The organism is Baekduia sp. Peel2402 (assembly GCF_052567285.1).
Genome location: NZ_CP199582.1, coordinates 3,330,420 through 3,356,112 on the forward strand (window position 1 = coordinate 3,330,420; position 25,693 = coordinate 3,356,112).

Here is a 25,693-nt window from a genome sequence, read left to right on the forward strand (position 1 = left end):
CCACGACGATGACGTCGAGCACCAAGGAGCGCGGGCTGAAGGCGGCGTACGGACGGCGTCGCTCCCCGCTGGTCAACAAGGTCAAGACGCGTGTCACGTGGGGCCTGCAGCAGCGCGCGCTGCGCAAGGCCGCCGAAGCGCGCTTCGACTACCTGGAGGTCGTGCCCGCGGTCGGCGACGACCCGACCGCGCTGGCCGACGTCTCGGCCCGCATCAACTGGTACCTCGCCGGGTTGAAGGTGCCGATCTACATGGAGGGCGCGCACGGGCGGACGATCACGCCCGACCAGGCGCCCTACCTCGACCCGGACCTCGTCCGCGACCCCGGCTGGGCCGCGCAGCGACCTGCCGGTCGGCCGCTGCGCCTAGTACATCGCTACACGCCGCGGCTGGCCGCTGAGTACCTGCGCTCGCCGGGCTCGACGTGGGTCGTCGACCCCAACTTCGCGCTCGTCGACGAGATCGCCTACTTCCATCTCGCCCAGGACCTCACCGGCGACGACCTGATGCCCAGCGCCGAGGTCTCTGCCCAGCGGCTGTTGGCGCGGGCCAAGCCGGGTGGTTCGGCGTTCGTGCTCGCGACCGGTCCGTCGGCGGCGCTGGTCGATCCCAAGCAGGTCGACACCGACCTGCGGATCACCTGCAACTCGGCGGTGCGCGACCACGAGCTGTTGGAGAGCCTGCGCCCTGACGTGATCGCCTTCAGCGACAGGGTGTTCCACTTCGGCCCGAGCCGCTACGCGTCCGCGTTCCGTCGTGACCTGCGCCATGCGTTCGAGGCGACCGACGCGCTGATCGTCACGTCGAAGCTGTGGGCTCGCCCGTTGCTGGCCAACATGCCCGAGCTCGCGCCGCGCGTCGTGGCGATCGACCATCGCCCAGACGTCGCCTGGCGCTGGCCGACGGAGGGCGACGTGACCGTTCGCAGCACCGGCAACGTGCTGACCAACCTCATGCTGCCGATCGCCTTCGCGCTCGCCGAACGGATCGAGGTCGCCGGCTGCGACGGCCGCAACCCGAACGAGAACTACTTCTGGAAGCACAACGCCAAGACCCAGTACGCCGATGACCTGATGCAAGCGGCCTTCGAGGCGCACCCGGCGTTCTTCGCAGACCGCGACTACGGCGACTACTACGACGAGCACATCGTCCAGCTCGAAGAGCTGCTGGCGACGGGCGAGCGCGCGGGCCGGAAGATCGTGGGCGTCACGCCCAGCCACATCCCGGCGCTGCTGCAACGCGGCGCACCGCGCTTCGACGAGGTGGCCTCGTGAGCACCGCGCAGACCGGCCGCAAGCTCTGCATCCTGGGCAGTCGCGGCTTCCCGAGCACCTACGGCGGCTACGAGACGCTCGTCCGCTACCTCGCTCGGTACATGGTCCACGAGGGACACGACGTGACGGTCTACTGCCGCACCCGCGACGAGGGTCGGCGTTCGTGGATCACCGAGGACGTGCAGTGCATCGCGACGCCGGGCCGCGACACGAAGTCGCTGTCGACGCTGTCCTACGGGTTGACCTCCACCGTCGACGCGGTGTTCCGTCGCTTCGACGCGGTGCTGGTGCTCAACATCGCCAACGGGTTCTGGCTGCCGTTGCTGCGGGCGGCCCGGACGCCGTTCGCCATCAACACCGACGGCATCGAGTGGGAGCGCGGGAAGTGGAGCCCGCTCGGACGCGCGACGTTCAGGGCGGGCGCGCAGATGACCGCGCGCACCGCGCCCGCGCTGATCTGCGACTCGGTGGCGATCGGCGACGTCTGGCAGCGGGAGTTCGGTCGCTCGTCGGTCTTCATCCCGTACGGCGCGCCGGTGCACCAGGACGTCCCGACGGACCGGCTCGAGATGCTCAGGCTGGACCCGGCCTCCTACCTCTTGGTGGTGGCGCGGCTCGTGCCCGAGAACAACGTCGAGCTGACGCTGGACGCCGTCGAGAAGCTCGGCGCCAGCGGGCCGCGACCCGTGGTCGTGGGCAGCGCGAACTTCGACTCCGAGATCGAGCACCGGCTGAAGGCGATGGAGGAGGCCGGCACCGTCATGTGGCTCGGCCACGTCGACGACCAGGAGCTGTTGCGCCAACTGTGGGCGCACGCCGGCGTCTACGTCCACGGCCACTCGGTGGGCGGCACCAATCCGGCGCTGCTCCAGGCGCTCGGCGCCGGCGCGCCGACGCTGGCGCTCGACACGGTCTACAACCGCGAGGTCCTCCCGATCGACGCCCAGCGCTACCCGCACGACGTGGACGCGTTGGCCGAGCGCATCACCGCGGTGATGGCCTCGCAGCCGCTGCGCGCGGAGATGCGTGCCGCGGGCCAGGAGATCGTTCGCGAGCGATACGCCTGGGACGACGTCTGTCGCCGGTACACCGACCTCCTGCTGTCGCTGGCCGATCGCAAGGCCGGCAGCGTCTCCGCGTGAAGGCCGAGATCCTCTGCAGCAGCCGGGAGCTGTTCGGCGCGGACCGGTCCGCGCTGCGGCTCGCCGGCGTCCTGGCGGACGTCGGCGCAGAGCCGACGCTCGTGCTTCCTGCGCAGCGGCCCGAGCTCGGCCTGGACGCTGAGGCGCGACGTCGCGGCATCTCCGTCGAGGTGCGGCCGATCGCGATCGCGTCCAGCCGCGGCGTCGAGGCGCCTGGGGCGCTCGCGTTCCGGCGCCGGGTCCGTCCCGACGTCACGATCCACAACACCTCCGCGGTGCTCGGGGCCGGCCGTGGCGGGGGCTCCAAGGTGATGATGCTGCGGGAGTGGCTGGAGCCGAGCGCGCCCAAGCATCGCGGCCTGGCCGTCGTCCACCGGCTCGGCCTGTCCGCCGTCGTCGGGATCTCGGCGGACGTGCTGAGCCAGTGGCGGGCCTGCGTCCGCGGGCCGCGGGTCCAGGCGCTGGTGCCCAACTGGCTGGAGGACGAGCGGATCCCAGCCGCGCCGACCGTCGACCCGGCGTCGCGCGAGGGCATCCTGTTCCTCGGCCGTTTCAACGACTGGAAGGGCCAGGACGTGCTCGCCGACGCCTACGAGCAGGCGTTCCCGCGGTCTGACGCGTCGGGCCGGCCGTCGCTGACCTTCGTGGGCGCCCAGCCCGGCACGGTCTTCGCCGAGGCCGCCGAGCGCCTGGCCGAGCGCGGTCGGGACGGCCGTTGGACGGTGCTGCCGTTCACGGACGACCCGACGCCCCACCTGGAGCGCGCGGCACTGCTCGTCGTGCCGTCATTGCACCCCGAGCCGTTCGGCATGGTGATCGTCGAAGCGCTCGCGCGCGGCTGCCGCGTGCTCGCCTTCCCGGGCGGCGGCGCGACCGATCTGGCCGAGCCGTTCGCCGACGCGATGACCGTCGTGCCCCGAAGTGCCTCCGATCTGGCCGCGGCGCTGCGAAACTGGCATCTCGACGGAGCGACGGCGCAGTCGGTGGCGGTGTGGGACCGGACCTTGGACCGGTTACGCTCCGAATACGCTCCGAGGGCCGCCGCTCAACGATGGCGTGAGATCCTGAGAAGGGTCAGTTGATCGCATCAACGGCTGGGCTCGCGGCCCTGCGCCGGCGTCGCTGTCTGGCGAGGAATGCGATACCCACGGCTGCCACGCAGGCAGCGGAGATCCCACCACGAATCAGAAGTGCTGTCCAACCTCGCTCAGGTACCAGCAGCGCGACGACGGCGTAAATCAGGCCGAGGGCCGCGAGGCCGGGCACAGCGGTACGAAGGTCCAAGCGGACAGGGCTGTGGTGGCGCCGCGCGTAAAGGGTCATCCCGACCAGCAGTGCGAAGTACGCAACTGCCGAAGCGATTGCCGCGGCAACGAGACCGTGATCCGGAACAAAGATGTAGATCAAGGCGAGGTTGAGCATCGCGCTCAACGCGGTCGTCACCCATACGAACGAGGTCCTGCCCAGAACGAGGCTGAGTCCGTTCATAGGGATGGAGTACGCGCCCACGAACGCGTAGCCGAGCACCAGCCAAGGAAGGATGGACGCCGCGCTGCTGTACTCGCTCGGCGCGACGACCGTCACGACCGACGGCAGCACGATCGCGCACAGTAAGCAGACCGACGATGTCAGCAGCAGCTGTTTCGTCGCAATTGAGGCGAGGCCGGCGCGCTCGTCGGTCCGATGGGCCGCACGCGCGTACATCGGCATGAATCCCTGGTTGAGCGACTGCACGGCGATCAATGCGGGGAGCGACAAGTTCGCCGTGAGGCTGTACACGCCCACAAGGGATGCGCTGACCAGGCTGGTGAGCGCCAGGCGATCGGCCAACTGCAGGGCCCAATGGGACACGAAGTGCGGCATCAGCGGCACACCAAGCCGAAGGGACGCTCGGACTCCGGTCCAATCCATTGGATCGGGACGACGGAACGGTACGACGGCTGCTGCAGCGAGGGTACCCAACGCGTTCGCCGCCAGCGCGGCCGCAAGCCAGCCCTTGATGCCCCAGTGCAGAAGTACCACTGCGCAGACCGTAAAACTGGCCGTGAGCAACGCCGACATCGCGGTCAGGACGAGAAAGTCACGGAGCCTTTGCTCGGCACGCAACACGGTCATCGGAACGGTTGTCGAGATGACGAGCATTCCGGACGAGGCGATTCCCAGGATGGCGTCGATCGGCTCGATCCGCGAACCCCTGAGGAATAACACGGCTCCCAGGCTGAGAAGCAGCGTGCCCACCAGAGCGCTGATGATCGTGGTCACCCAAGCCGACCACACGAGGTTCATTTGACGATACGGATCGTTCTCAAGCCCGAAATATGTGCGCCAAAGTGCAAAATCGAGGCCGAGGGCGAGAAAGATCACCGCTGCCGTGGTGAACGAAAGGATGACCGAGAGGTCGCCATACTCGGCCGGGGTGAGCGCTCGTGTGTAGAGCGGGAGGAGAAGGAGGCTCAACGCGCGCTGCGCTGCTGCCGCCACGGCAAAGACGGCGGCGCTGGTCAGCGGACGATTGCTCTCAGCCAACGGCTGCTCCTTCAGGACGAGAGCGGCTGGGAACCGCCTCCAGAGGAGGCGGCGCGGGCGCTGGCACAACTTCAGAGTATCGAAGGGCCATCAGTTGCCACAGGGCATGACACGGGCCAGGACGTGCCACACTTCCCGCGAGGACGTTCCCGATTCAAGGCGGTAAGAGTTTGCAAGCCGGTTGGCGCTACCTGTCGATCGCCTGGCGATGGAAGTGGGTGGTGGTCCCACTCGTGGTGATCCCTGTGGTCGCCGCATTCGCGTTCTCCCGCAAGCAGGAGGCTATGTATCAGGGCACCGCGTCGGTGCTCTTGAACCAGCAGAATCTGGCTGCAGCGCTGAGCGGTCTCCCGCAGCAATCGTCGAGCAGCAACGACGCTATACGCGAGATCGAGACACAGGCGTCGGTCGCTCGGTCGATCAATGTGGCCAAGCTCGTTACCAAGGCGGACTCCAGCGTCGATCCAGACGCGCTGCTCAGCAACTCGAGCGTCGCGGTCGCGCGCAACGCTGACGTACTGCTGTTCAAGGCGCAAGACCATGATCCAAGTCGGGCTATTGATCTGGCAAATGCCTACGCCCAGGCGTTTACGGCGTACCGCCGTCAGCTTGACACCCGCGCGGTCCAGACGGCCAAACGGGGAGTCGTCAAGCGGCTGCAGCAATTGGAGGACGACAACAGCCGGTCGAGACTTCGTAACACGTTGGAGGAGAAGAAGGAGCAACTCGACACCCTCGAGGCCCTGCAAACCGCTAACGCGACCGTCGACAATCCGGCGCGGGGCGCGGTCAAAGTCGCACCCAAGACGAAGCGCAACGTTGCGCTTGGTCTGTTCGTGGGTATCGCGCTTGCCGCGTTCGTCGCCTTCGCTCTGGAGACGCGCCCACGAAGGTCAGCAGGTCCATTATCGGCCGAGCATTCGACTGACGAGGCGTCGCGGACCGAGCAGCTCGTTTAGCTGTGGCTAGCCTCTCGGCAGTCGATCGACCGAGAACCAGCGATGCGCTGGTTCTCGGGGTCGCCGTGTCGAGCATCGTCCTGATCCGGCTGCCGCTGCTCGTCGGGCACACCCAGAACATCAAGCTGTTCACGCTCGTCCTGGTGTGGTGGGCTACGGCGAGCGCCCTCGGTGTACCTCGCCTCGGCGCCCCTCGCGCCGGCGCCCTGGCCATCACCGTGATCTACGCGGGGTACATCGGCACCGAGCTCGTCCGCGGCGCGCAGAACGGCGTTTACGGTTCGGTGTCGAACGCGTACCAGCTGGCGGTGCTGTACGTGAGCCTCGTCGTCTTTGCCTTCGTGGCCATCAACCGGGCGCGGAGCGAGCGGGAGCGGGAGCGTCGCCTCGCCGCCATCGCGTTCGCTCCGGCGATGTACTCGCTGGTTAACGTGCTGCTGTGGGCAGGCGGTGCGCCCACGCGCGCGGCGGAACAGCCGGGCGGAGGAAGCATCGCATTGGGGGATCCGGCGTCGACCCTCGGTGCCGTCGGGATCCACGTTGGTCGTGTCGAGTTTCCGCTGACGAACAGCATCAATCTGTTCGGCGTGGTCGCTGCGGGCGGCTTGGCGGCTGCGGGCATCATGCTGGTGCGGCATGTCCCTGCCGTTCCGCGATGGATGGCCGCCCTTGCGGTGGTCGCCTCTTGTGCAGGTTTGCTCCTTGGTGATTCTCGCGGATCGCTCATTGTCGCAATCGCGGTCATCCTTTGGTTCGCGCTCAGCGATCGCATCCGCGCGGCGTCGGGCGTGGCGGCGCTCCTGCCCGTGTTGCCGCTTCTCCTGCTGACCGTTCTGGGGATGCTGGCGGGAACGGGTCTGGACACGAGCCTCTCGCGCAACGGGGGAGATTTTGCCACCGGCACGAACCGCCTGTACATCTGGCAGGGGGCCTGGGACACGATCAAGCATCCGAGTCTTGACGCTGTCTGGGGCTGGGGGGCGGCCGGCCAGATCACGTCGGGAGCGTCGTCGAACTATGCCTACCTCTTCTCCGGGCAAGCCGATCCGACCGCAGCACCCACCCACAGTGTGGTTCTGCAGACGCTCGTCGATGGCGGATACGTGGGTTTGCTCCTCCTGGTCGCGGCCATGGCTATGACGATCACCGGTCTGGTCCGCTTCACGCGGCTGCATCCTCGGTCCATGACCGGTCCCGTACTTGGCTCCGTCATCGCGATTCTTCTGGGCGGCACAACCGAGGTAGCTCCGACCTACTACGCCCAGGAGGCGCTTGTCGCGGTCCTGCTGGCTGCCGGTGCCGCCAGCGGGATGGCCACCGCCTATCGCGTTTCCCGGGCTGCTACTCCTGAAGCTGTAGAAGAGGCTTCAGGGCGCGAGCGTGAGACCGGTCGTTCGTCCATTGCCGTTGGGGCTCGTCCTGTCGCACCGAATACCTAGGACGATGCGCGCCCGCCCGCAAAAACTCGCGTTGTTGATGTCTGTCGTCCTTGCCGGCTTGGGGGCGCTGTCGCCGCTGGCCTCCGCCGATCCGATCAAGGCTGACAGCGCTGCGCCAGTCGGTGCAGCGCCTGACTGGCTTCCTGCCGAGTCCTGGGTCATGGAGCGATGGGTCCCGTTCAACGAGGCGAAGCTGGTCAGCATCTTCCAGGAGGACACCTCCGGCATCGCCTCGGAGCTCGATCGCACTGGGCTGACCCTGAACGAGCTGGCTCGGCAGCGGGGCATCCCAACCCGGACATTGGCCGGTCGCCTGGTGGCTTCGCGTCATCTGACGCGCCGCTCGAAGCTACGCGCAACGCTGCTACAGCGCACCAGGCGTGTGCTGTCCCAATCGCATCTGTCGGTGCACCTGCTCTCCCACGTCTTCCATACGTGGACGATCACGCGCAAGACCCAGAGCGTCTTCGGAGTGAATCAGTCGAGGTTCAGCGAGCTCTACTTCGTTCGGGGTCTGACCATGCAGGAGGTGGCGGCGGTCGGTGGGATCAGGCCAAATGCCTTGCGAATACGCGCTTTGCGGGCCGCCGCTGTCGCCGGGCAGCGTGGAATCCAGAACGGCGCCATGTCGACTGCGGAAAATCGTGTCCTTAGGACTCGTGACCGGCTGAACTACCAGAAGTGGGCGGAGTACCACGTCCCCGTGCGCCGGGTTACGGACTCGGCATCGACGGCAGCTCACACCATGTATTGCGTGCTGGGGTGACAGACGAGCCACCGTTCAAAGTCGGGGCGAGCTGGCCGAACGACTGGGTTGACGCAACGTGAGCACCTGCGGTCCGTATGCTGAATATGAGCAAATCGGGTGCTGGTTGGGCACGTTGACGCCTCCATCATGACCTCCCTTCTCGTCGCCGCCGCCGGTGGGCATCTCGCGCAGCTGCACAGGCTTGCGTCACGGCTTGACGCCGTTGGTGAGGATCGGGTGTGGGTCACGTTCGACGGGCCGCAGAGCCGGTCGTTGCTGGAGGGTGAGCAGGTCATCTACGTGCCGTACGTCGGGCCGCGGGATCTTGGGCGGGCGCTCAAGAACGTGGGGCCGGCGAACGGGATCCTGCGCCGGGTCAAGCCTGATGCGGTGGTCTCGACGGGCTCGGCGGTCGCGATGTCGTTCCTGCCGCTGTCGCGTCTGCGCGGCATCCCGACGATCTACGTCGAGAGCGCGGCGCGTGCGGATGGCCCGTCGCTCACGGGTCGGCTGCTGGCGCGGGTGCCCGGCGTGCAGCGCTTCTCCCAGTACCGGATGTGGGCCGACGACACGTGGCGCTACGTCGGCTCGGTCTTCGACGGGTTCAGCGCGGCCCCGGCCGACCCGTCGCCCGCCGGCCGGCCGCTGAAGATCGTCGTCACCTTCGGCCTGATCGAGGGCTACGGCTTCCGCCGGCTCGTCGAGCGCCTGTTGCAGATCCTGCCCAGCGACGCCGAGGTGCTCTGGCAGGTCGGGGACACCGACATGTCGGGCCTGGACGTCGCGTCGTGCCGCTCGCTGCCGTGGCAGGACCTCGCCCAGGCGATGAGGGAGGCCGACGCGGTCATCGCGCACACCGGCATCGGCTCGGCGATCGACGCGATGGAGTCCGGCAAGTGCCCGGTGCTCGTCCCGCGCGAGGCGCGCCACGGCGAGCACGTCGACGACCACCAGCGCCAGATCGCCGCCGAGCTGGCGGCGCGCGGGCTGGCGATCTACCGATCGGTCGAGGAGCTGACGTTCGGCGACGTCCGCGCCGCGATGGAAGTGCGCGTCGAAGAGCGCAAGGATCCACCGATGATCCACACGCTGCCGGTTGCGCGGCACGCCGCGTGACCGTCGCCTCGACGCGCGCCGACGACCAACAGACCCAGACGCTGCGGTGGGCGCGGCTCGCGACCCTGCTGCTCGTCGCGCTCGTCCCGATCCTGAGCGGCGTCAAGCGCGGCCTGCCCGTCCCGGGCTTCCGGATCAGCGAGCTGCTGACCGTCCTGCTCGGCGGCGCCGTGCTCGCCCTCTGCCACCGCCGCGCGCTCGCGCGGCCCTCCGTCCTGGACCTGCTCGCGCTGGCCTACGCGGTCGCGACGCTCGTCCTCGGGGCGATCGATCTGCTGCGCCGCGACGCGCCCTTTGACTCCGACAACGTCAGCGGCCTGCTCGGCCCGTTTCAGTTCCTGGTGCTCTACCGGGCGGTCGAGATCACCTCCGACGGCGCGCGCATGCGCCGCGACGTCCTCAAGGCGCTCCTGCTCGCCTCGGTCCCCGTCGCGCTGCTGGCGCTGTTGCAGTCCTTCAGCCTCGACCCGTTCGTCGACTTCGGCGTCCACCTCACCGGCTCGGACTACCGCGGCGACTTCGACCTCCAGGGCTTCGTCCGCGCCACCGGCACGTTCCCGCACTGGCAGGTCGCCGCCGGCTACTTCCTGGTCGTCGGCGTGCTCGCCTTCGCGCTGCTGATGCGTCCCGGCCACGGCGTCCTGGGCGAGCGCGTGCTGCTGGCCGTCTTCGCGCTGGACACGATCGCGCTGCTGCGCACGGTCACCTCCGGCGCGAGCACCGCGCTGGTCGCCACCTGCGTGGTCCTGGCGCTGCTCTCCGGCCGCGTGCGCAACCCGCTGACGTGGATCCCGATCGGCGTGCTGATCGTCGTCGTGCTCGGCGGCTCGGTCTTCGCGCAGCGCTACAAGGAGCAGTACCACCCGGTCAAGAGCGGCGGCGTCGAGGCGCACGGCATCGTCCCGCGGACGATCGTCTACCGCTATGACATCTGGAAGGACCAGTACCTGCCCGTCCTCGAGGACCGCTGGCTGACCGGCTACGGTCCCGACATCCCGCCGGACGCCAAGTGGAAGTACACCGAGTCGGTCTACGTCACGATGCTGCTGCGCGGCGGTGCGCTGTTGTTGATGATCTACGTCGCGTTCATGGTGAAGCTGCTGCTGGAGGGGCGGCGGCTCGTGCGCGCCGGAGGGTCCGCGCTGGAGGCCGGGATCGGGTCGGCGACGGTGGCCATCGTCCTGGTCCTCGCCGTCACGCAGGTCATCGCCACGTACTTCACGACCAGCGGCGCGCCGCAGGTGGTCTGGACGCTCGCGGCGCTGGTCGCCGCGGCGGGCGCCGCGGGCACGGCCACCGCAGCCGGCACGACCAGCCCGGGGCGCCGCGCGTGATCGCCGTCCTCGCCTGGACCCCGAGCCAGCGACCCCATGAACTTGCCGCCGCCTTCGGCGGCGTCGCGCACACCCCGTACCTCCCGCGCCTCAACACGCCGGCGCTGGCACCCGCGCGCTACGCGGTCAGCGCGCTGCTCACCGCGGCGTTCCTCGCGCGCAAGCGGCCGGACGCGGTGATCGTGCAGAACCCGCCGATCGTCCCCGGGATCATCGCCTACATCTACTCCAAGCTCACCGGCGCCAAGCTCGTGATGGACTCCCACCCGCGCGGGTTCGGCCTGAAGGCCAGCCGCGCCGGCCGCCTCTTCCGTCCCGTCCACGCCCGGCTGATGCGCCACGCGGCGGCGACGATGGTCGCCAGCGAGCCGCTCGCCGACGAGGTCCGGCGCGCCGGCGGCCGACCGCTGGTCGTGCACGAGCCGCCGCCGCTGTGGCACATCGACGCGCCGCCGGCCGATGGGGACGACGAGCCCACCGTCCTCTGGGTTGGCATCTTCGCCACCGACGAGCCCGTCGCCGAGGTCGTCGGCGCTGCCCGCCTCCTGCCCGACACGCGCTTCGTCCTCACCGGCGACCCCGCGCGCTGTCCGCCGGACGTCCGCGCCGCGGCCCCTGCGAACGTCACGTTCTCGGGATACCGCCGTGGCGAGGACTACCGTGCGCTGGTCGCCGCGGCGACCATCATGATGGTGTTGACCACCGCGCCCACCTCCGTTCCCCGCGGCGCCTTCGAGGCTGTCGCAGCGCTGCGCCCGCTCGTGCTCTCCGACCATCCCCTGCTCCGCACCCAGTTCCCTGAGGCCGTCTTCGCGGACAACACCGCCGCGGCGCTGGCGGCCGCCACCACGCAAGCGCTTGCCCGCCGCGCCGAGCTGAACGCTGCCGCTCCCGCCGTCCGCGACCGCGACGCCGCACGCTGGGCCGCGCAGCGCGACGCCGTCCTGGAGGCGCTGCGATGACCCCGCCTCGCCGGGCGCTGACGATGGGCACCGGCATCGTCGAGGCCACCGACCCGCCGCAGCGGTTCGCCTTCGACGACGCCCCGCGCTGGAGCGTCCTGGTCCTCTCCGACGGCACGCCCGCCCAGCGCGTCGAGCTGCCGAGCCCGCGCGGCGGCGGCCCGCGCCTGGTCGCGGCAGCGCTGGCCCGCCACGGCGACCCGGTCGCGTTCCGCCGCGCGCTGCGTGCCGACCTGCGCGCCCGCCTCGGCGCGCCGCGCGACGACGTGCCGCCCACGACCCCGCGCGTCTCGGTCGTCCTCTGCACCCACCGCCGCCCGCAGTACATCCGCGACGTCCTCGGCGGCCTCAGCCGCTTGGACCCGGCGCCCCATGAAGTCATCGTGGTGGACAACGACCCGGGCGACCAGGACTGCGAGGCCTTCGTGCGCGAGGCGGGCTTCCGCTACGTCCGCGAGGACCGGCGCGGCCTGGACAACGCGCGCAACACCGGCGTCCGCAACGCGACCGGCGACGTCGTCGCCTTCACCGACGACGACTGCGTGCCGTGGCCCGCGTGGCTGCGCTCGGTCCCGACGGTCTTCGCCGACCCGCTCGTCGGCGCGATGTCCGGCCCGGCGTTCCCGTGGAAGCTCGACACGCCTTCGCGCGTGCGGATGGAGCGCACCGCGCCGCTGAGCCGCGGCGTCAACCGCATCACCTACACCTGGCACACGATCTCCATCAACCACGCGGGCGGCGTCGGCTTCGGCGCCAACATGGCGTTCCGTCGGGAAGTCCTACTGGAGCTCGGGCCGGAGCCGTTCCCGCCGGAGCTGGACGCGGGCACGCCGAGCGAGTCCGGCGGCGACTACTACGTCTTCGCCCGCACGATCGTCAACGGCCACCGCGTCGTCTACGAGCCCGACTTCTTCACCTTCCACCAGCACCGCCCGGACCCGCGCGCGCTGCACCGCGCGATCCGCGGCTACGGCACGGGCTGCGCGTCGGCGATCGCCAAGCTGGCCACCGAGCACCGCGAGCTTGAGACCTGGCGCGCGTGGTGGTGGCTGGTCGCGCAGCACCTGCGCACGCAGCGCCGCCGCGTCGTCGGCCGCGCCGACACGGTCGAGACGCGCCTGTCGTGGGAGTTCATCATCGGCTGGGCGCTGGGCTGGCGGCGCTGGCGGACCTCGCTGGCCCAGCAGCGCGCGATCGCCGCGACGCTGGCGCCGCCCCCGGAGCCGCCCGCAGCGCCCGCGCCCGCCGAGGGCGCGCCCGCGCCTGAGGGCGCGCCGGCCATCTCGATCGTCATCCCGACCCACCACCGCCCCGACGCCATCGCGCGCTGCCTCGACCACCTCGCCCGCCAGAGCGTCGACGCGCCGTTCGAGGTGCTGGTCATCGACGACGCCGGCCCCGCGATCCTCACCCTCGACGAGGTCCAGCGCCCCGGACTGACCGTTCGCCTCATCGCCACCGGCGGCCGCGGCGCCTCCGAGGCCCGCAACCTCGGCGCCGCCGAGGCCTCCGCGCCGCTGGTCCTGTTCGTCGACGACGACATGCTGGCCGCGCCCGAGCTTGTCTCACGCCACCTCGCCGCCCACGCAAACGCCACGACCACGACAGCGGTCGTCGGCGCCTATCCGCCCGCGCCGCCGTTCCCGAGCCTCGCGGCCCGCTCGACGGCGATCTGGTGGAGCGACACCTTCGAGCTGCTGCGCGGCTCGACCGCCCACACGTTCATGTCCATGTTGAGCGGCAACCTGTCGGTGCCCCGCGACGCCTTCCTGGCGATGGGCGGCTTCTCGCAGGTCATCCCGTACCGCCGCGAGGACTGGGAGCTCGGCGTCCGCTGGACCGCCGCCGGGCACGCGATCGCCTACGAACCCAATGCCATTGCCATCCACGAGTACGGCCTGACGACGCCCGCGCGCCTGCGCGGCGCCGAGCTGGAGGGCTTCGGCGACGCGAAGCTCGCGCAGCTCTACCCCGAGACGCTCGGCACGCTGCCGGTCGTCGCGCACACGCCGCCGTCGCAGGGCGGGCGCCTGCGCGCCGTGGGCTTCGCCGCGTGGCGCCTTGCACCAGTAAAGGCTGCCGTCCATCGCGCGCTTGACCTGCTGGAGGCTGGCAAGCTGCGGGAGGCGTGGCTGCGGCTGATGAAGCTCGCCCAGCGCGCCGCCTACCACGACGGCCTCGTCCGGGCGCAGTGGGACGGACCGGCGCAGGCCGAGCACGTCCTCGACGTCGACCTGCTCGACGACGCGCCGCTGCCGCGTCCAGGGATCGCGGCGCCGACGCTGCGCCTCACGCTCGGCGACCGCGAGGTCGGTTGGGTGCGCCCGAGCGAGGGCATGTGGGGCCCGCACGTTGCCGACCAGGTCATAGAGGCGCTCGACGAGCGCGACATCGAGCGCCTCGCGCAGGGCCGTGGGTGGGCGCCCGCGCCGGCCGCGCCCTCGCCGCTGCGCGCCGACATCACGCTCGTGCCGTTCACGACCTGGGCGGAGGTCGCCGACGCGGTCGCGGCCGCCGACACGCCGCTGGTGGCGATTACGCTGGCGCCCACGACGAGCGACGCCGACGCCGCCGCCCCGGACGCCTGGCTCGACGAGGCGCTTGACGCCTTCGACGAGACCGCTGTCGACGTCGCCTTCGGCAGCGGCCTGGCCGCCGACCTCCCGGTCCGCCCGCTGCATCTGCACGACGCCGCTGCGCCGCCCACGTTCGCCGCCGGCGACGCGCCGGCCTACCTCGTCCTGCGCGTCCAGCGCGTCCTCCAGCTCGGCGGGATCCCGGTCGAGCTGGCGCCGCACGGCGCGCCCGCGCCCGCGCTGGCGCTCATCGGAGCGGTGCTCCAAGCGGGCGGCCTCGTCGCCCGCCGCGACGTCCACGGCCTCGGCGATCCCGCCGTCCCGCCACGCGAGCAGGGCGCCGCGTGGGCCGCCGCGACGCTCGCGTCCCACACCAAGAACGGCGGCCCGCCGCCCGCCACGCTGGCCCGCGGCGCCGTCGGCCTGGCCGCCACCGTCCTCTGGCGCACCTACAAGGACCGTGGCCGCCCGGACCCGGCGCTCATCGGCGCCGCGCGCGGCGCCGCCGAGACCGGCCTTCAGGCCGCGTCGCCGATGGTCCAGCGCCGCGCTCGCGGCACGTAGACGTACTCGCTGTAGCGGTTGCCGCGCACGCGCAGCTTGTGCACGCGCCAGTGGTAGTCATAGGAGAACGCCCAGTCGGTCGGGAAGACCCCGACGTCGACGAAGTACGTGCCCGGCGCCAGCTCGACGTCCTCTAGGGCCAGCGCCACGCGACGCGTCCCGCCCGCCTCGATCGGCCCGACCGCGATGCCGTCCGCCTGCGTGTTGACGTCCACGCAGATGATCTCGCCCTCCGGGCGCTGGATCGCCAGCGACACCGCCAGCTCCTCGTGCGCCTCGTCGGCGTGGATCGTGAACGTGACGTCCAGCGTGCCGCCGGGGTCGATCTCGCCGCGGCCGTCGGCGCCGACGCGCACGTCGTCGATCCGCACCGCCTGCGTGCCGAAGCGCGTCTCCTGCAACACGAGCTCGTCGTCGTCGCCCGGCTCGGGCTCCGGCGTGAGCATCAGCGTCGCCTCCTGCGTGGCGCCGCGGTAGCGGTCCACGACCTCCTCGGCGTCGCCCAGCCCGAGCACGCGGCCCTGGCGCAGCCACAGCACCTGGTCGCACTCCTCGACGACCTGTTCGAGGTTGTGGGAGGCGAACAGCAGCGCCGCGCCGGACTCGCGGAACTCGCGGATGCGATCCATGCACTTCTCCTGGAAGCGCAGGTCGCCGACGGCGAGGACCTCGTCGAGGATCAGCAGCCGCGGGCGCAGCTGCGCGACGACGCCGAACGCCAGCCGCAGCTTCATGCCGTCGGAGTAGGACCGCACCGGCGCGTCGGCGAACTCCTCCAGCTCGGCGAACTCCAGGATCGCCGGCATCGCGCGCTTGGCGTCGCGCACGCGCATCCCGTGCACGAGCGCGGCGGTGAGCGCGTTCTCGCGGCCGGTCAGCTCCATGTTGAAGGTGTCGCCCAGCGACAGCACCGACGCGGCGTCCTCGGCCACGCGGATCGCGCCGCGCGTCGGCTCGCTGATCCCGGACGCCAGCCGCAGCAGCGTGGACTTGCCCGCGCCGTTGTGCCCGACGACGCCCAGCGCGCGCCCCGCCTCGACGGTGAACGACACGTCGCGCAGCGCCCAGCGCAGCTCGTTGGAGCGCCGCTGCGCGCGCAGCGACGGGTCCAGGAGCGAGCGCACGCTGCGCGTCCCCGCCTGCCAGCGGGGGAAGGACTTCCAGACGCCGTCGAGCTGCAGCTGGGTCATAGGTTGTCGGCGAAGTCGCGGGACAGGCGGCGGAATGTCAGGTAGCCGATCACGCACAGCACGAGCGACAGGACCCCCACGTAGATGAACTGGGTCGCCGACGGCCACGGGTCGCCGAGCAGCGCGGCGCGGTAGGCCTCGACCATCGTCGTCATCGGGTTGGCGTGCAGGATCGGCTCGTACTCATCGGGCACCGTGCGCAGCCCGTAGAAGACGGGCGTCATGTAGAACAAGATCTGCAGCACGACCTGGGTCAGGTTGGGCACGTCGCGGAAGAAGACGCTCACCGAGGAGACCAGCCACGCGATCCCCGTCATCAGCAGCAGCTGCAAGATGACCAGCAGGGGCGTGAGCAGCGCCGTCCACTCCAGGCCGCGCTCGAGCACCGCCAGCAGGATCAGCACGGGCAGCGCGAGCAGCACGTCGACCAGCGGCACGACGATCGCCACGATCGGCAGCACCGCGCTGGGCAGGCGCGGCTGGAAGACCAGGTGGCGCTCGTCGAGGAGGACGGTCGCGGCGGTGCCGATGCCGGTCGAGAACCACGTCCAGGCGATCAGGCCGCTGAAGACGAAGACCGGGAAGTGCGGGATGCCGAGGTCCAGGACCGACCCGAAGATGAAGACCAGCGCGGCGAGCTGGGCGACCTGGCGGGCCACCGGCCAGGCCCAGCCGAGCACCGTCATCCGGTGCGTCGCGTCGATCTCGCGTCGCACGAGATGCAGGACGACCTCCTGGAAGACGGCCGGGTTCAGCCGCCGCGAGCCAGGGGACGTCAACGTCGTGTCCGGGGCCGGAGGCGACGACACCGGGCTCGCGGTCCGTGCGGTCATCGGCCCTTATTGTCTCATGCCGGGTCGCGCCCATCCGTCGAGTTGCTCCACGCGGCGCCGAAGTTGGGCCAGACGCAGCGTCGCGCGGTCGCTCCCCAGCGTCTTTGCGAGCGCCAGCGCGCCACGCAGCGCGACCCGCATGGACGCCGCGGCAGCGGCGCTGCCCGCGGCCAGGCCGAGCACCGGGCGCAGCGGTCGGGGCACGCCGTCCAGGAGGTCTGCGGGGCGGCGTGCGACGTCGGCCTGCGGGTGCAAGCGCGCCAGCAGCGCCTGCTCGGCGCCCTGCGCGCGCGCGTCGGCGAAGAAGCGCTCCGGCGCGCGCTCGTAGCGGTGGACCGCGCGCAGCTCGGGGGCCCAGACGCCGGTCAGCCCGGCGGCGCGGCAGCGCAGGCCGAGGTCGCGGTCCTCGTGGCGGTAGCCGTCGTAGGCGGGCGAGTGCAGGCCGACGCGCAGCGCGACGTCGCGGCGCAGCGACACGTTGCCGGTCCACAGGCGCTCGAGGACTTGCCCGGGGTCGGCGGCCCAGCGGGCGCTGGCGCGCGCGTAGTCGGCTGCGTACAGGACGCGGGGGAAGGGCTCGCGCGCGCCGAGCGCGAGCGGCATCGGGCCGAGCACGACGAGGTCTTCGGTCGACGCGTGGCGGGCCGCGTGGCCGGCGACCGCTTCAGGCTCGATCGCGACGTCGTCGTCGAGCAGCAGCACGACGTCGCCGCGCGCCGCCGCGGCGCCCGCGGCGCGCGCGGGGCCCGGGCCGCGCCCGCCGCCCGCGATCACGCGCACCCGCTCGTCGTCGGGCAGGTGGAGGCCGCCGACGTCCGCTGCTGGACCGCGACGGTCGTCGACGACCACGACCTCCAGCGCGCCGCCGGTCAGCGCCGATTGCGCGATCTCGCCTAGCGCGCCAGACCCCCCGACGGTGGGGATCACGACGGAAACGGTGAGCGCTTTGGGTACATCGAACAAAGGACAGGTAGTATCGCGCCCCTCCGATGGCGTCGATCTCGGTCGTCATACCGGCCTACAACCGGGAATCGACGCTGGGCGTCTCGCTGGATTCCCTGCTGGCCCAGACGCATCCCGATTGGGAGGCGATCGTCGTCGACGACGGCTCCGCCGACGGCACCCTGCGCATCGCTGAGCAGTACGCGGCGCGCGATCCGCGGATCCGCGCCCATCGCCAGGACAACGGCGGCGTGTCGTCCGCCCGCAACACGGCGATCGCGCTGGCCCGCCACCCGTGGCTGTTCTTCCTGGACGCCGACGACTGGATCACGCCCGAGGCCTTCGCGCAGCTGGCCGCCGCGCTGGAGCGCCACCCTGACGCCCAGCTGATCAACGGCGGCTGCACGCGGATCCTCGCCGACGGCACCGAGATCCCCGAGGAGCGCATCGCCGAGGACGACGACCTGTTCGCGAAGTTCGCCCGCACCTGCGCGTTCTCGATCCACACGTCGATCGTCGACACCGCGCTGGTCCGCGAACTGGGTGGCTTCGACACGTCGCTGGTCACCTGCGAGGACTGGGACCTCTGGCAGCGGCTCGTGCGCACCAACGTGCGCTTCGCGTCGATCCCCGAGACCGTCGCCTACTACCGCGTGCGCGCCGGGTCGGCATCAGGCAGCGGCGTGCGGATGATGACTGACGGCCTGCGGCTGATCGCCCAGGGCTACGGCGAGGACCCGCGGATGCAGGGCTACCCCGGCCTGCGGCTCTCGCTCGATGGCGCGACGGCCGCCGCGCGCACGGCGCGGATGTACCTCGCCGCCTACGCCGCGGGTCTGGAGATCGCCCGGGAGGAGGACGGCGGCAAGCTCCTGGAGCTGATCGAGGACCGCCATCCCGGCGACGCCGACGCGGTCGGCATGGCGCACACGGTCTTCCGCGCGACGGCGGTCGCGCGCGGGACGTCGGTGAGCCGCTGGCCCGACTACCCGCCCGGCGTCGGCGCGCGGCTGCAGGAGTTCGTGGACGCCGTCGGCGCCTTCACCAACGACCGCTGGTTCGCGCTGACCCTGCGCCAGACGCTGGAGGAGCTGATCCTCCAGCACAGCACCGAGCACGACGAGCTGACGGTCGGCCGCACGCGCGTGACGCGTCCGCCGCTGGACGGGCCGATCCGGGCGTTCGCGCTGCACGGCGCCGATCGGCTGATGGTCGCCCCGCGTGGCCTGCCCGAGCACGAGCCGCCGATGCTGCTGCCCGCCGCGGGCGAGGCCGCGCCCGCGGTCGTGGTCGCCGACGCGATCGCCGCCTCCCACGCGTGGGAGATCCTGCGCCGCTACCTGGAGCGCACGGTCTACCCGCAGCTGGAGGTCCAGCGCGGCGAGCGGATCGTCGTGCGCCGTGGCCGCTTGAAGCTCGCCGACGCGCCCGCGGCGGCCGAGGTCTCAGACGCCGAGGCGCTGCACGCCGCCGCCGGCTGGATCGTCCTGCTCCAGGAGATCTGGGGCCGGCCGGAGTGGGGCCACGACCGCTTCTACGAGCTCGGCGAGAAGCCCGCGCGCGACGACCGCGGCGGGCCGGAGCTGGCCGTGGCCGACCTCGGCGCGGTCGAGATCGCCGATCCGCTGCCGACGATCACCGGCGTCGAGGGACCGCTCGACGTCGACGTGACGCTGGCCGGGCTGCCGTTCGCCCGCGTGCGCGTCCAGCCCACCCGCGGCGTGGTCTCGGCGCAGGCGCTGCGCGGGGTGATCAGCTACGCCGCGGGCTTCGAGCTGTGCAACGTGGTCGTCCGCGAGGCGCTGCTGCTGCACGACGGCCCGCAGGACGCCACGCTGCGCGAGCGGCTCGCGGTCGCGGCGGCTCGGCGCCGCGCGCTCGGCGTCGCCGCCGACAGGGGCGAGACCAACGGCGGCCCCACGCTCGTCGCCGGCTGGCGCAGCGCGGCGCGCGACCTCGCCCTCGACGACGCGACGCTGCTCGGGCGCCTGCGCCACGGGCCGCTCAGCGGGTCCGCCGGGCGCTACACGCTGCTGCCCGCCGCCGCCGCCGATGACGTCCGGGCGCTGGCCGCGCACACCGGCCAGCCACTCGTGGCCCCGCCGTCCGGCGCCGGCGAGCCGGAGGCGATCGTCCACGCGCCGCTGCTCGTCGACCACGCCCTGGAGCCCGTCGAGCTCGGCCTGCGCTCGCATAACCGCGCCCGCTGGTTCGAGAGCCGCCACCTGACCGGCGCGCGCCCGCGGCCCGCGACGGTCGCCGAGGCACGTCGCGGCCACGTCCTGGAGCTCGTCGGCGAGGGCGCCGAGCGCCAGGTCCTCCAGGTCGGCTCCTCAGATCCGGTCCTGACCGCGGAGCTGAGCGCGCGGTCCGGCCACCTGGTTGTCGCCGACATCTCCTGGCTGGCGCTCCAGGAGGCGGCCGCCCGCTGCGCCGACCGCGCCAACGTCTCCTTCCAACGCACCGACGTCTTCGAGGAGCCGCTGCCCGGCGACAACGACCTGATCGTCGTCGGCGACGTGCTGCGCTGGGCCGAGCGCCCGCAGATGCTCAAGGGCGCCGCCCGCCGGCTCGGCGAGGCGCTGGCGCCCGGTGGCGCGCTCGTGATCACCTCCAGCGTGGCCCGCGCCGACGAGATCTGGCGCGCGCTGCACGCCGGCCGCCGCTTGGAGCTGACCGACGAGGTGCGCACCGCCACGACGCGCACCCAGCGCTACGCGCTGCGGGCCAGCCGCCTGCCGCGGCCGTTGTCCAAGGGTCCGGCGGTCCGCCTGCGCAACGTCGAGCTGCCCGAGGACCAGGAGGCCCCCGCGGGCGTCTCGGCCCCGGCGCTGGGCGGCGACGGGGCGGTCACCGGCGCGCTCCCGGTGCTGATGTACCACCGCATCGCCGACGAAGGCGAGCCGCGCGCTCGCCGCTGGCGCACCGAGCCGTCGCGGTTCGACGAGCAACTGCACCACCTGCGTGAGCAGGGCTTCGGGTCGGTGGACGTCGACGAATGGGCCGCCGCCGCAGCAGCGGACCAGCCGCTGCCTGGCCGCCGGATCATCATCACCTTCGACGACGGGTTCGAGGACTTCGAGACCGCGGTCCCGATCCTCCAGCGTCACGGCTTCACCGCCGAGCTCTTCGTCGTCACCGGCCACGTCGGCGGCACCGATGCGTGGGACACCGCGTGGGAGCGCCGGGAGCCGCTGATGGACTGGCAGGCGCTGGCGGACCTGCCCAAGGACGTCGTGCGGATCGGCTCTCACACCGTCAGCCACGCGGCGCTGACCGCGATCGAGCACCGCGAAGTTGTCCGCGAACTGACAGAGAGCCGGGTCACGCTCGAGGACCGACTCGGTCGCCGGGTCACGACGCTCGCCTACCCGTTCGGCCTCAACGACGGTGCCGTGCAACGGATTGCGGGCGCTGTCGGCTACGAAGTCGCGTACACCACCATGCACTGGTGGGCGTATCCGACCCGCAACTTGCTCGGCGTGCCGCGGTTGGAGGTCCGAGGAGGCGATACGCTCGATGCGTTCGCAGCCTTGGTCGATCGTCCGTCCAGGTAAACGACTGCAGTCCTGTTGCGGACAGTGGACCAATGGTCGATGCGGCCTAGTGCCGCAAGATCTAGGCAGACCGGTGGTTCGTCGCTACGGTCTTGTCCACGTTCGTACACACGTAGATATGTGACACGCCCACGGTCGGGGACGTCACATCCGCCATGCGGGGCCACGCAGAGCAGGAAGCTTCGGCAGGCGGACCTCAAAGCACAGTTCTTCAAAAGGAACGCTTCACTTGCGAGTCCCGCTTCGCACGGTCGAACCCGGCCGTGGTACGACCAAACTCATGCGCATCACGGGCCTGCGCTCGGCCCCGGACAGCGTCATCGAAGAGGTCATGCCGAACACCGCGGTCCTGCTCAGGGACCGCCGGTACCGGCGCAGCCTCGCCGTCGCTGATGCCCTGTCGGCGTTGGTCGCGCTCGTCTTCGCCACGAACGTCTTCGGTGGCAACCAGCTGAGCCCGCGCGTCCTGCTCGGGCTCCCGCTGCTGATCGTCGCCTGCAAGCTGCGCGGTCTCTACGACCGCGACGAGCTCGTGATCCGCAAGACGACGGTCGACGAGGCGCCGGCGCTGCTGGAGCTGGCCACGCTCTCGACGCTCGCCGCGTGGATGCTGGACGGCGTCCTGCTCAACGGTCCGCTGTCCAAAAGCTCGGCGCTGCTGCTGTGGGGCTTGCTGCTGGTCCTCGGCCTGCTCTTCCGGCGGGTGGCGCGCTACGTCGCGTCGCGGGCCGTCGAGGCCGAGCGCCTCCTGCTGATCGGCGACGCCGGCACCTACTCGCGCCTTCAGACCAAGCTCGAGGCCGGCAACGTCCACGCCCGCCTGGTCGGGCGCATGTCGCTTCAGCGCGTCTCGGACTTCAGCCTGGACGAGCGCCCGGTCGACGAGGCCACGCTTGCGCACCTGGTGCGCGATCTCGACGCGCACCGCGTGCTCGTGGTGCCGAGCCAGACCAACCCGCAGATCACCGTCGACCTGATCCGCGCGACCAAGGCGATCGGCGTCCGCGCCAGCATCGTCCCGCACGTCTTCGACGTCGTCGGCCAGTCGGTCGTCTTCGACGACCTCGGCGGCATGACGATCCTCGGCGTCCGCGAGTTCGCGCTGGGTCGCTCCTCGCAGCTGGTCAAGCGCGCGTTCGACCTCGCCGGCGCGATCACCGCGCTGCTCGTCGTCGCGCCGGTCCTGGCGCTGATCGCGCTGCTGATCAAGGTCGACTCGCGCGGCCCGGTGTTCTTCCGTCAGGTGCGCATCGGCCGCGACGGCGAGGCGTTCCGGATCTTCAAGTTCCGCACGATGGACGCCGACGCCGAGGCGCGCAAGGCCGAGCTGATGGCCCACAACGAGGCCAACGGGCTGTTCAAGATCGCCGACGATCCGCGGATCACGCGGGTCGGCCGGTTCCTGCGCAAGACGTCGCTGGACGAGCTGCCGCAGCTGCTCAACGTGCTCCTGGGCGAGATGTCGCTCGTCGGCCCGCGCCCGCTGATCCTGTCCGAGGACGAGACGATCACCGGGTATGACCGCCGCCGGCTGCACCTGACGCCGGGCATGACCGGTCACTGGCAGATCATGGGCTCCTCGCGCGTGCCGATGCACGAGATGCTCAAGATCGACTACCTCTACGTGACGACCTGGACGCTGTTCGAGGACATCAAGATCCTCCTGCGCACCGTGCCGTACATGCTCGCGCGCCGCGGGATGTAGCGCAGGACGCCGGCCGGTCCGGTCCCCCGCACGGTACGAACGTGCCCCACATCTTGGGCCCCGAAATCCCCCTCTTGTAGGAGGTGGGGCCGAGTACCGTTAGGGGGACTGGAGATCCGTGCGGGGATCTCCTTGGACAGAAAGGGCCAGGCATGGCCGACCCCAACTGGGTGTTCGTCGAGCGCTTCCAAGGACGGATGCGTCGCGTCACCCTGCTTGACGACAACTTCGAGGTGATTGCGACGCATGACCGCGGCATCGCCTCGGCGGAGCTGGTCTCTGATGAGTGCCAGCTGCTGCGAGCCGTCGAGCTGGAGGAAGCCGCGCTGAAGTCGGCCTGAGCGGCAGGAGCCGGACGGCGCGCGACGCGGGCGACGACTACCGTTGCCCGTCGATGGACGCCGGATCCCTCTTCGCCGCCGACGTGGCGCTCTACCGCGCCGCGCGCACGCGTGGCCACAGCCCGCAGGCCGAGCACGTCGTCCGCGCGTTCTCGCGGACCGGCGAGCACGCGGCGTTGTGGCTGGCGATCGGCGGGCTCGGGATGGCGCTTGACCGCCCGCGCCGGGCGCAGTGGCGCCGCGGCGTGAAGGCCACCACCGCGGCCTACGTCCTGAACACGGCGATCAAGCAGGTCGTGCGCCGCCGCCGCCCAGCGCTCGCGGACCTGCCGCAGCTGATGAAGACGCCGACGCAGCTGAGCTTCCCGTCGGCCCACGCCTCGTCGTCGTTTGCAGGCGCGCGCGCCTTTTCGCCGCTCGTCGCGGGCGGCCGCGGTGGCAAGGTCTTGTACCCGCTGGCTCTGGCGATGGCCGCCTCCCGCGTGTATCTCGGCGTCCATTACCCATCTGACATCCTCGCCGGGGCGCTCCTCGGCACGTTCGTAGGAGATCGCGCTCGATGAAGGTTGGCATCGTCGGCATGCCCAACGCCGGCAAGTCCTCGCTGTTCAACGCCCTCACCAAGGCTGGTGCGGAGGCGGCGAACTACCCGTTCACCACGATCGAGCCCAACGTGGCGATCGTGCCCGTCCACGACGAGCGCATGGTGAAGCTGTCGGAGTTGTTGAAGTCCAAGGAGGTCGTCTGGGACACGATCGCCTTCCACGACATCGCCGGCCTGGTGCGCGGCGCGTCCGAGGGTGAGGGCCTGGGCAACAAGTTCCTGGCCAACATCCGCGAGACCGACGCGATCGTCCACGTCGTCCGCGCCCACCACGACGACGGCATCCTGCACTCCGAGGGCTCGGTCGACCCGGCGCGCGACGTCGAGACGATCGAGACCGAGCTCATCTACTCCGACCTCGAGCAGGCCGAGCGCCGCCACGAGCGCGTGCTGAAGGGCGCGCGCGGCGGCGACAAGGAGCTGACCGCGGAGCAGAAGTGGCTCGAAGGGATCATCGCCGCGCTACAGGAAGGCAAGTCGGTCCGGACCGCGATCGTCGACCACCCCGTGCCCGACCTCGCGCCCAACGCGCTGCGCGACCTCTCGCCGCTGACGATCAAGCCGGTGCTGTTCGTCGCCAACGTCGACGAGGGATCCGACGAGGTCCCGCCGGAGATCCAGGCCCACGCCGACGCGATCGGCGCCAAGGCGGTGGCGATCTCGTCGCGCCTGGAGGCCGAGCTGGCCGAGATGGACGAGGAGGACGCCGCCGAGATGCGGGCCGACCTCGGCGTCAGCGAGTCGGGGCTGGACCGCATCTCCAAGGGCGCGTTCTCACTGCTGGACCAGATCACGTTCTTCACCGCCGGCGAGGGCACGATCGCCCAGACCTGGCACATGCGCGACGGCCTCACCGCGTGGCACGCCGCGGGCGCGATCCACACCGACATCCAGAAGGGCTTCGTCCGCGCCGAGGTCATCGGCTGGGACGCGCTCCTCGACGCCGGCGGCTTCGCCGGCGCCCGCGAGCGCGGCACCTTGCGCCTGGAGGGCCGCGACTACGTGATGCGCGACGGCGACGTGATCAACGTCAAGTTCACGCCCTAGGCTGGGTTGGCAATGGAGCTTCCGCGCCACGTCGACAAGCCCTGGGGCCATGAGCTCTGGTACGCCGTCACCGATCGGTACGCCGGCAAGATCCTGCACGTCGAGGCCGGCCACCGGCTCTCGCTCCAGTACCACGACACCAAGGACGAGAGCAGCTACCTGCTCTCGGGCAAGTTGAAGCTGATCAAGGGCGAGAGCGCCGACGCGCTGACCGAGACGGTCATCGAGCCCGGCCACACCTGGCGCAACCGCCCCGGCGAGATCCACACGATCGAGGCGATCGAGACTTCCGACGTCCTGGAGGTCTCCACGCCGGAGGTCGAGGACGTCGTGCGGATCTCCGACCACTACGGGCGCGAGGGCACGAGCGCGCACTGAGGCTCGTGCGGCGCATCCTGCTCGGCGTCCTGGCCGCGCTGCTGATCGCCGCCGCGGTCGCCGGCGTCGTGCTGTCGCGCGGCACGTTCGAGACCTACCCGCGTTCCGGGCTCGCCGGCGCCGGAGCCCCCGCCTGGACGGCGCCGTGTCGCGCCGACTCCGGGGTGGGACGGGACCACACGACGTGCGTGCGCGTCGCCGGTCGCGTCGTCTGGATCCAGAAGCACGACCCCGACGGCGACGGCGATCGCCACTTGATCGTCATCACCCGCCTGCACCCGCGGATCGTCAAGGTGCCCCGCGACTTCCCGCTGCGACACCTGCCGAGCCTGGGCTCGTGGGTCGACGCGACCGGCTGGGTCGTCGTCGGCGCCAGCGGCCACAACGAGCTCGAGCCGCGCCTCATGCACGCCAGCGGCGAGGTCGTGCGTGCTCCCGTTCGCGGCAGGTAACGTC

The 25,693-nt window shown here is 71.1% G+C and carries 21 protein-coding genes; 17 read left to right on the plus strand and 4 right to left on the minus strand.

All coding sequences use genetic code 11. The features are described from left to right. Positions 1 to 8: 8 nt before the first annotated feature. Genes ACT01A_RS16360 through ACT01A_RS16370 form a run of 3 tightly spaced genes read left to right on the plus strand, consistent with a single transcriptional unit; the run spans position 9 to position 3,498 of the window. The gene (locus tag ACT01A_RS16360; RefSeq protein ID WP_445148153.1) at positions 9 to 1,274 is read left to right on the plus strand and encodes a hypothetical protein; all 1,266 of its coding nucleotides are present in this window, start codon (positions 9 to 11) and stop codon (positions 1,272 to 1,274) included. Beyond that, positions 1,271 to 2,416, plus strand: a complete 1,146-nt coding sequence (locus ACT01A_RS16365) for a DUF1972 domain-containing protein (RefSeq protein WP_445148154.1) — start codon at positions 1,271 to 1,273, stop codon at positions 2,414 to 2,416. The genes ACT01A_RS16360 and ACT01A_RS16365 overlap by 4 nt, the downstream gene beginning before the upstream one ends. Further along, entirely contained in the window at positions 2,413 to 3,498 is a 1,086-nt protein-coding gene (locus tag ACT01A_RS16370; protein ID WP_445148155.1) for a glycosyltransferase, read from the plus strand. The genes ACT01A_RS16365 and ACT01A_RS16370 overlap by 4 nt, the downstream gene beginning before the upstream one ends. Here the strand turns inward: ACT01A_RS16370 and ACT01A_RS16375 are convergent. Then, positions 3,491 to 4,942, minus strand: coding sequence for a lipopolysaccharide biosynthesis protein (locus ACT01A_RS16375; protein ID WP_445148156.1), 1,452 nt, complete (start codon positions 4,940 to 4,942; stop codon positions 3,491 to 3,493). The genes ACT01A_RS16370 and ACT01A_RS16375 overlap by 8 nt on opposite strands. A 236-nt stretch (positions 4,943 to 5,178) precedes the next feature. Between ACT01A_RS16375 and ACT01A_RS16380 the strand changes: the two genes are divergently transcribed. The 7 genes from ACT01A_RS16380 (at position 5,179) to ACT01A_RS16410 (ending at position 14,640) form a co-directional block, all read left to right on the plus strand. After that, positions 5,179 to 5,901 (plus strand): hypothetical protein, encoded by a 723-nt coding sequence (locus ACT01A_RS16380; RefSeq protein ID WP_445148157.1) that lies wholly within the window; start codon positions 5,179 to 5,181, stop codon positions 5,899 to 5,901. Positions 5,902 to 5,966: 65 nt separating this feature from the next. Further along, positions 5,967 to 7,340 (plus strand): O-antigen ligase family protein, encoded by a 1,374-nt coding sequence (locus ACT01A_RS16385; protein ID WP_445148158.1) that lies wholly within the window; start codon positions 5,967 to 5,969, stop codon positions 7,338 to 7,340. 4 nt (positions 7,341 to 7,344) lie between these two features. Beyond that, positions 7,345 to 8,106, plus strand: coding sequence for a hypothetical protein (locus tag ACT01A_RS16390; protein WP_445148159.1), 762 nt, complete (start codon positions 7,345 to 7,347; stop codon positions 8,104 to 8,106). 129 nt (positions 8,107 to 8,235) lie between these two features. Further along, positions 8,236 to 9,204: a glycosyltransferase gene (locus ACT01A_RS16395; RefSeq protein WP_445148160.1), complete on the plus strand. Its 969-nt coding sequence runs from the start codon at positions 8,236 to 8,238 to the stop codon at positions 9,202 to 9,204. Next, positions 9,201 to 10,538 carry an O-antigen ligase family protein gene (locus ACT01A_RS16400; RefSeq protein WP_445148161.1) on the plus strand — a complete coding sequence of 446 codons (1,338 nt, stop codon included), beginning with the start codon at positions 9,201 to 9,203 and terminating at the stop codon, positions 10,536 to 10,538. The genes ACT01A_RS16395 and ACT01A_RS16400 overlap by 4 nt, the downstream gene beginning before the upstream one ends. Then, complete coding sequence (locus tag ACT01A_RS16405) at positions 10,535 to 11,500, plus strand: glycosyltransferase (protein ID WP_445148162.1); 966 nt, start codon at positions 10,535 to 10,537, stop codon at positions 11,498 to 11,500. Before ACT01A_RS16400 ends, ACT01A_RS16405 begins: the two co-directional genes overlap by 4 nt. Next, positions 11,497 to 14,640: a glycosyltransferase gene (locus ACT01A_RS16410; RefSeq protein ID WP_445148163.1), complete on the plus strand. Its 3,144-nt coding sequence runs from the start codon at positions 11,497 to 11,499 to the stop codon at positions 14,638 to 14,640. The genes ACT01A_RS16405 and ACT01A_RS16410 overlap by 4 nt, the downstream gene beginning before the upstream one ends. On the opposite strand, the gene ACT01A_RS16415 is transcribed toward ACT01A_RS16410, so the two are convergent. The 3 genes from ACT01A_RS16415 to ACT01A_RS16425 are packed head-to-tail and all read right to left on the minus strand — an operon-like array spanning position 14,595 to position 17,590. Beyond that, on the minus strand, positions 14,595 to 15,830 hold the full coding sequence (locus tag ACT01A_RS16415) for an ABC transporter ATP-binding protein (RefSeq protein WP_445148164.1): 1,236 nt from the start codon (positions 15,828 to 15,830) through the stop codon (positions 14,595 to 14,597). The genes ACT01A_RS16410 and ACT01A_RS16415 overlap by 46 nt on opposite strands. Then, positions 15,827 to 16,663 (minus strand): ABC transporter permease, encoded by an 837-nt coding sequence (locus ACT01A_RS16420; protein WP_445148165.1) that lies wholly within the window; start codon positions 16,661 to 16,663, stop codon positions 15,827 to 15,829. Before ACT01A_RS16420 ends, ACT01A_RS16415 begins: the two co-directional genes overlap by 4 nt. 6 nt (positions 16,664 to 16,669) lie before the next feature. Then, a complete protein-coding gene (locus tag ACT01A_RS16425; protein ID WP_445148166.1) occupies positions 16,670 to 17,590 on the minus strand; it encodes a glycosyltransferase family 2 protein in 921 nt (306 codons plus the stop codon). 62 nt (positions 17,591 to 17,652) lie between these two features. Between ACT01A_RS16425 and ACT01A_RS16430 the strand changes: the two genes are divergently transcribed. The 7 genes from ACT01A_RS16430 to ACT01A_RS16460 all read left to right on the plus strand — a co-directional run bounded on the left by ACT01A_RS16430 (position 17,653) and on the right by ACT01A_RS16460 (position 25,689). Then, complete coding sequence (locus tag ACT01A_RS16430) at positions 17,653 to 21,162, plus strand: glycosyltransferase (RefSeq protein WP_445148167.1); 3,510 nt, start codon at positions 17,653 to 17,655, stop codon at positions 21,160 to 21,162. 280 nt (positions 21,163 to 21,442) lie between these two features. Then, positions 21,443 to 22,867: an exopolysaccharide biosynthesis polyprenyl glycosylphosphotransferase gene (locus ACT01A_RS16435; protein WP_445148168.1), complete on the plus strand. Its 1,425-nt coding sequence runs from the start codon at positions 21,443 to 21,445 to the stop codon at positions 22,865 to 22,867. A 152-nt stretch (positions 22,868 to 23,019) separates the two neighbouring features. Beyond that, positions 23,020 to 23,208, plus strand: coding sequence for a hypothetical protein (locus ACT01A_RS16440; protein WP_445148169.1), 189 nt, complete (start codon positions 23,020 to 23,022; stop codon positions 23,206 to 23,208). 53 nt (positions 23,209 to 23,261) lie between these two features. Further along, positions 23,262 to 23,771, plus strand: coding sequence for a phosphatase PAP2 family protein (locus tag ACT01A_RS16445; RefSeq protein ID WP_445148170.1), 510 nt, complete (start codon positions 23,262 to 23,264; stop codon positions 23,769 to 23,771). Continuing rightward, positions 23,768 to 24,859, plus strand: a complete 1,092-nt coding sequence (gene ychF, locus ACT01A_RS16450; protein ID WP_445148171.1) for a redox-regulated ATPase YchF — start codon at positions 23,768 to 23,770, stop codon at positions 24,857 to 24,859. Before ACT01A_RS16445 ends, ychF begins: the two co-directional genes overlap by 4 nt. Positions 24,860 to 24,871: 12 nt before the next feature. After that, on the plus strand, positions 24,872 to 25,237 hold the full coding sequence (locus tag ACT01A_RS16455; RefSeq protein ID WP_445148172.1) for a cupin: 366 nt from the start codon (positions 24,872 to 24,874) through the stop codon (positions 25,235 to 25,237). Between the two features lie 5 nt (positions 25,238 to 25,242). Then, on the plus strand, positions 25,243 to 25,689 hold the full coding sequence (locus tag ACT01A_RS16460; RefSeq protein WP_445148173.1) for a hypothetical protein: 447 nt from the start codon (positions 25,243 to 25,245) through the stop codon (positions 25,687 to 25,689). The last annotated feature ends 4 nt before the right edge of the window (positions 25,690 to 25,693 follow it).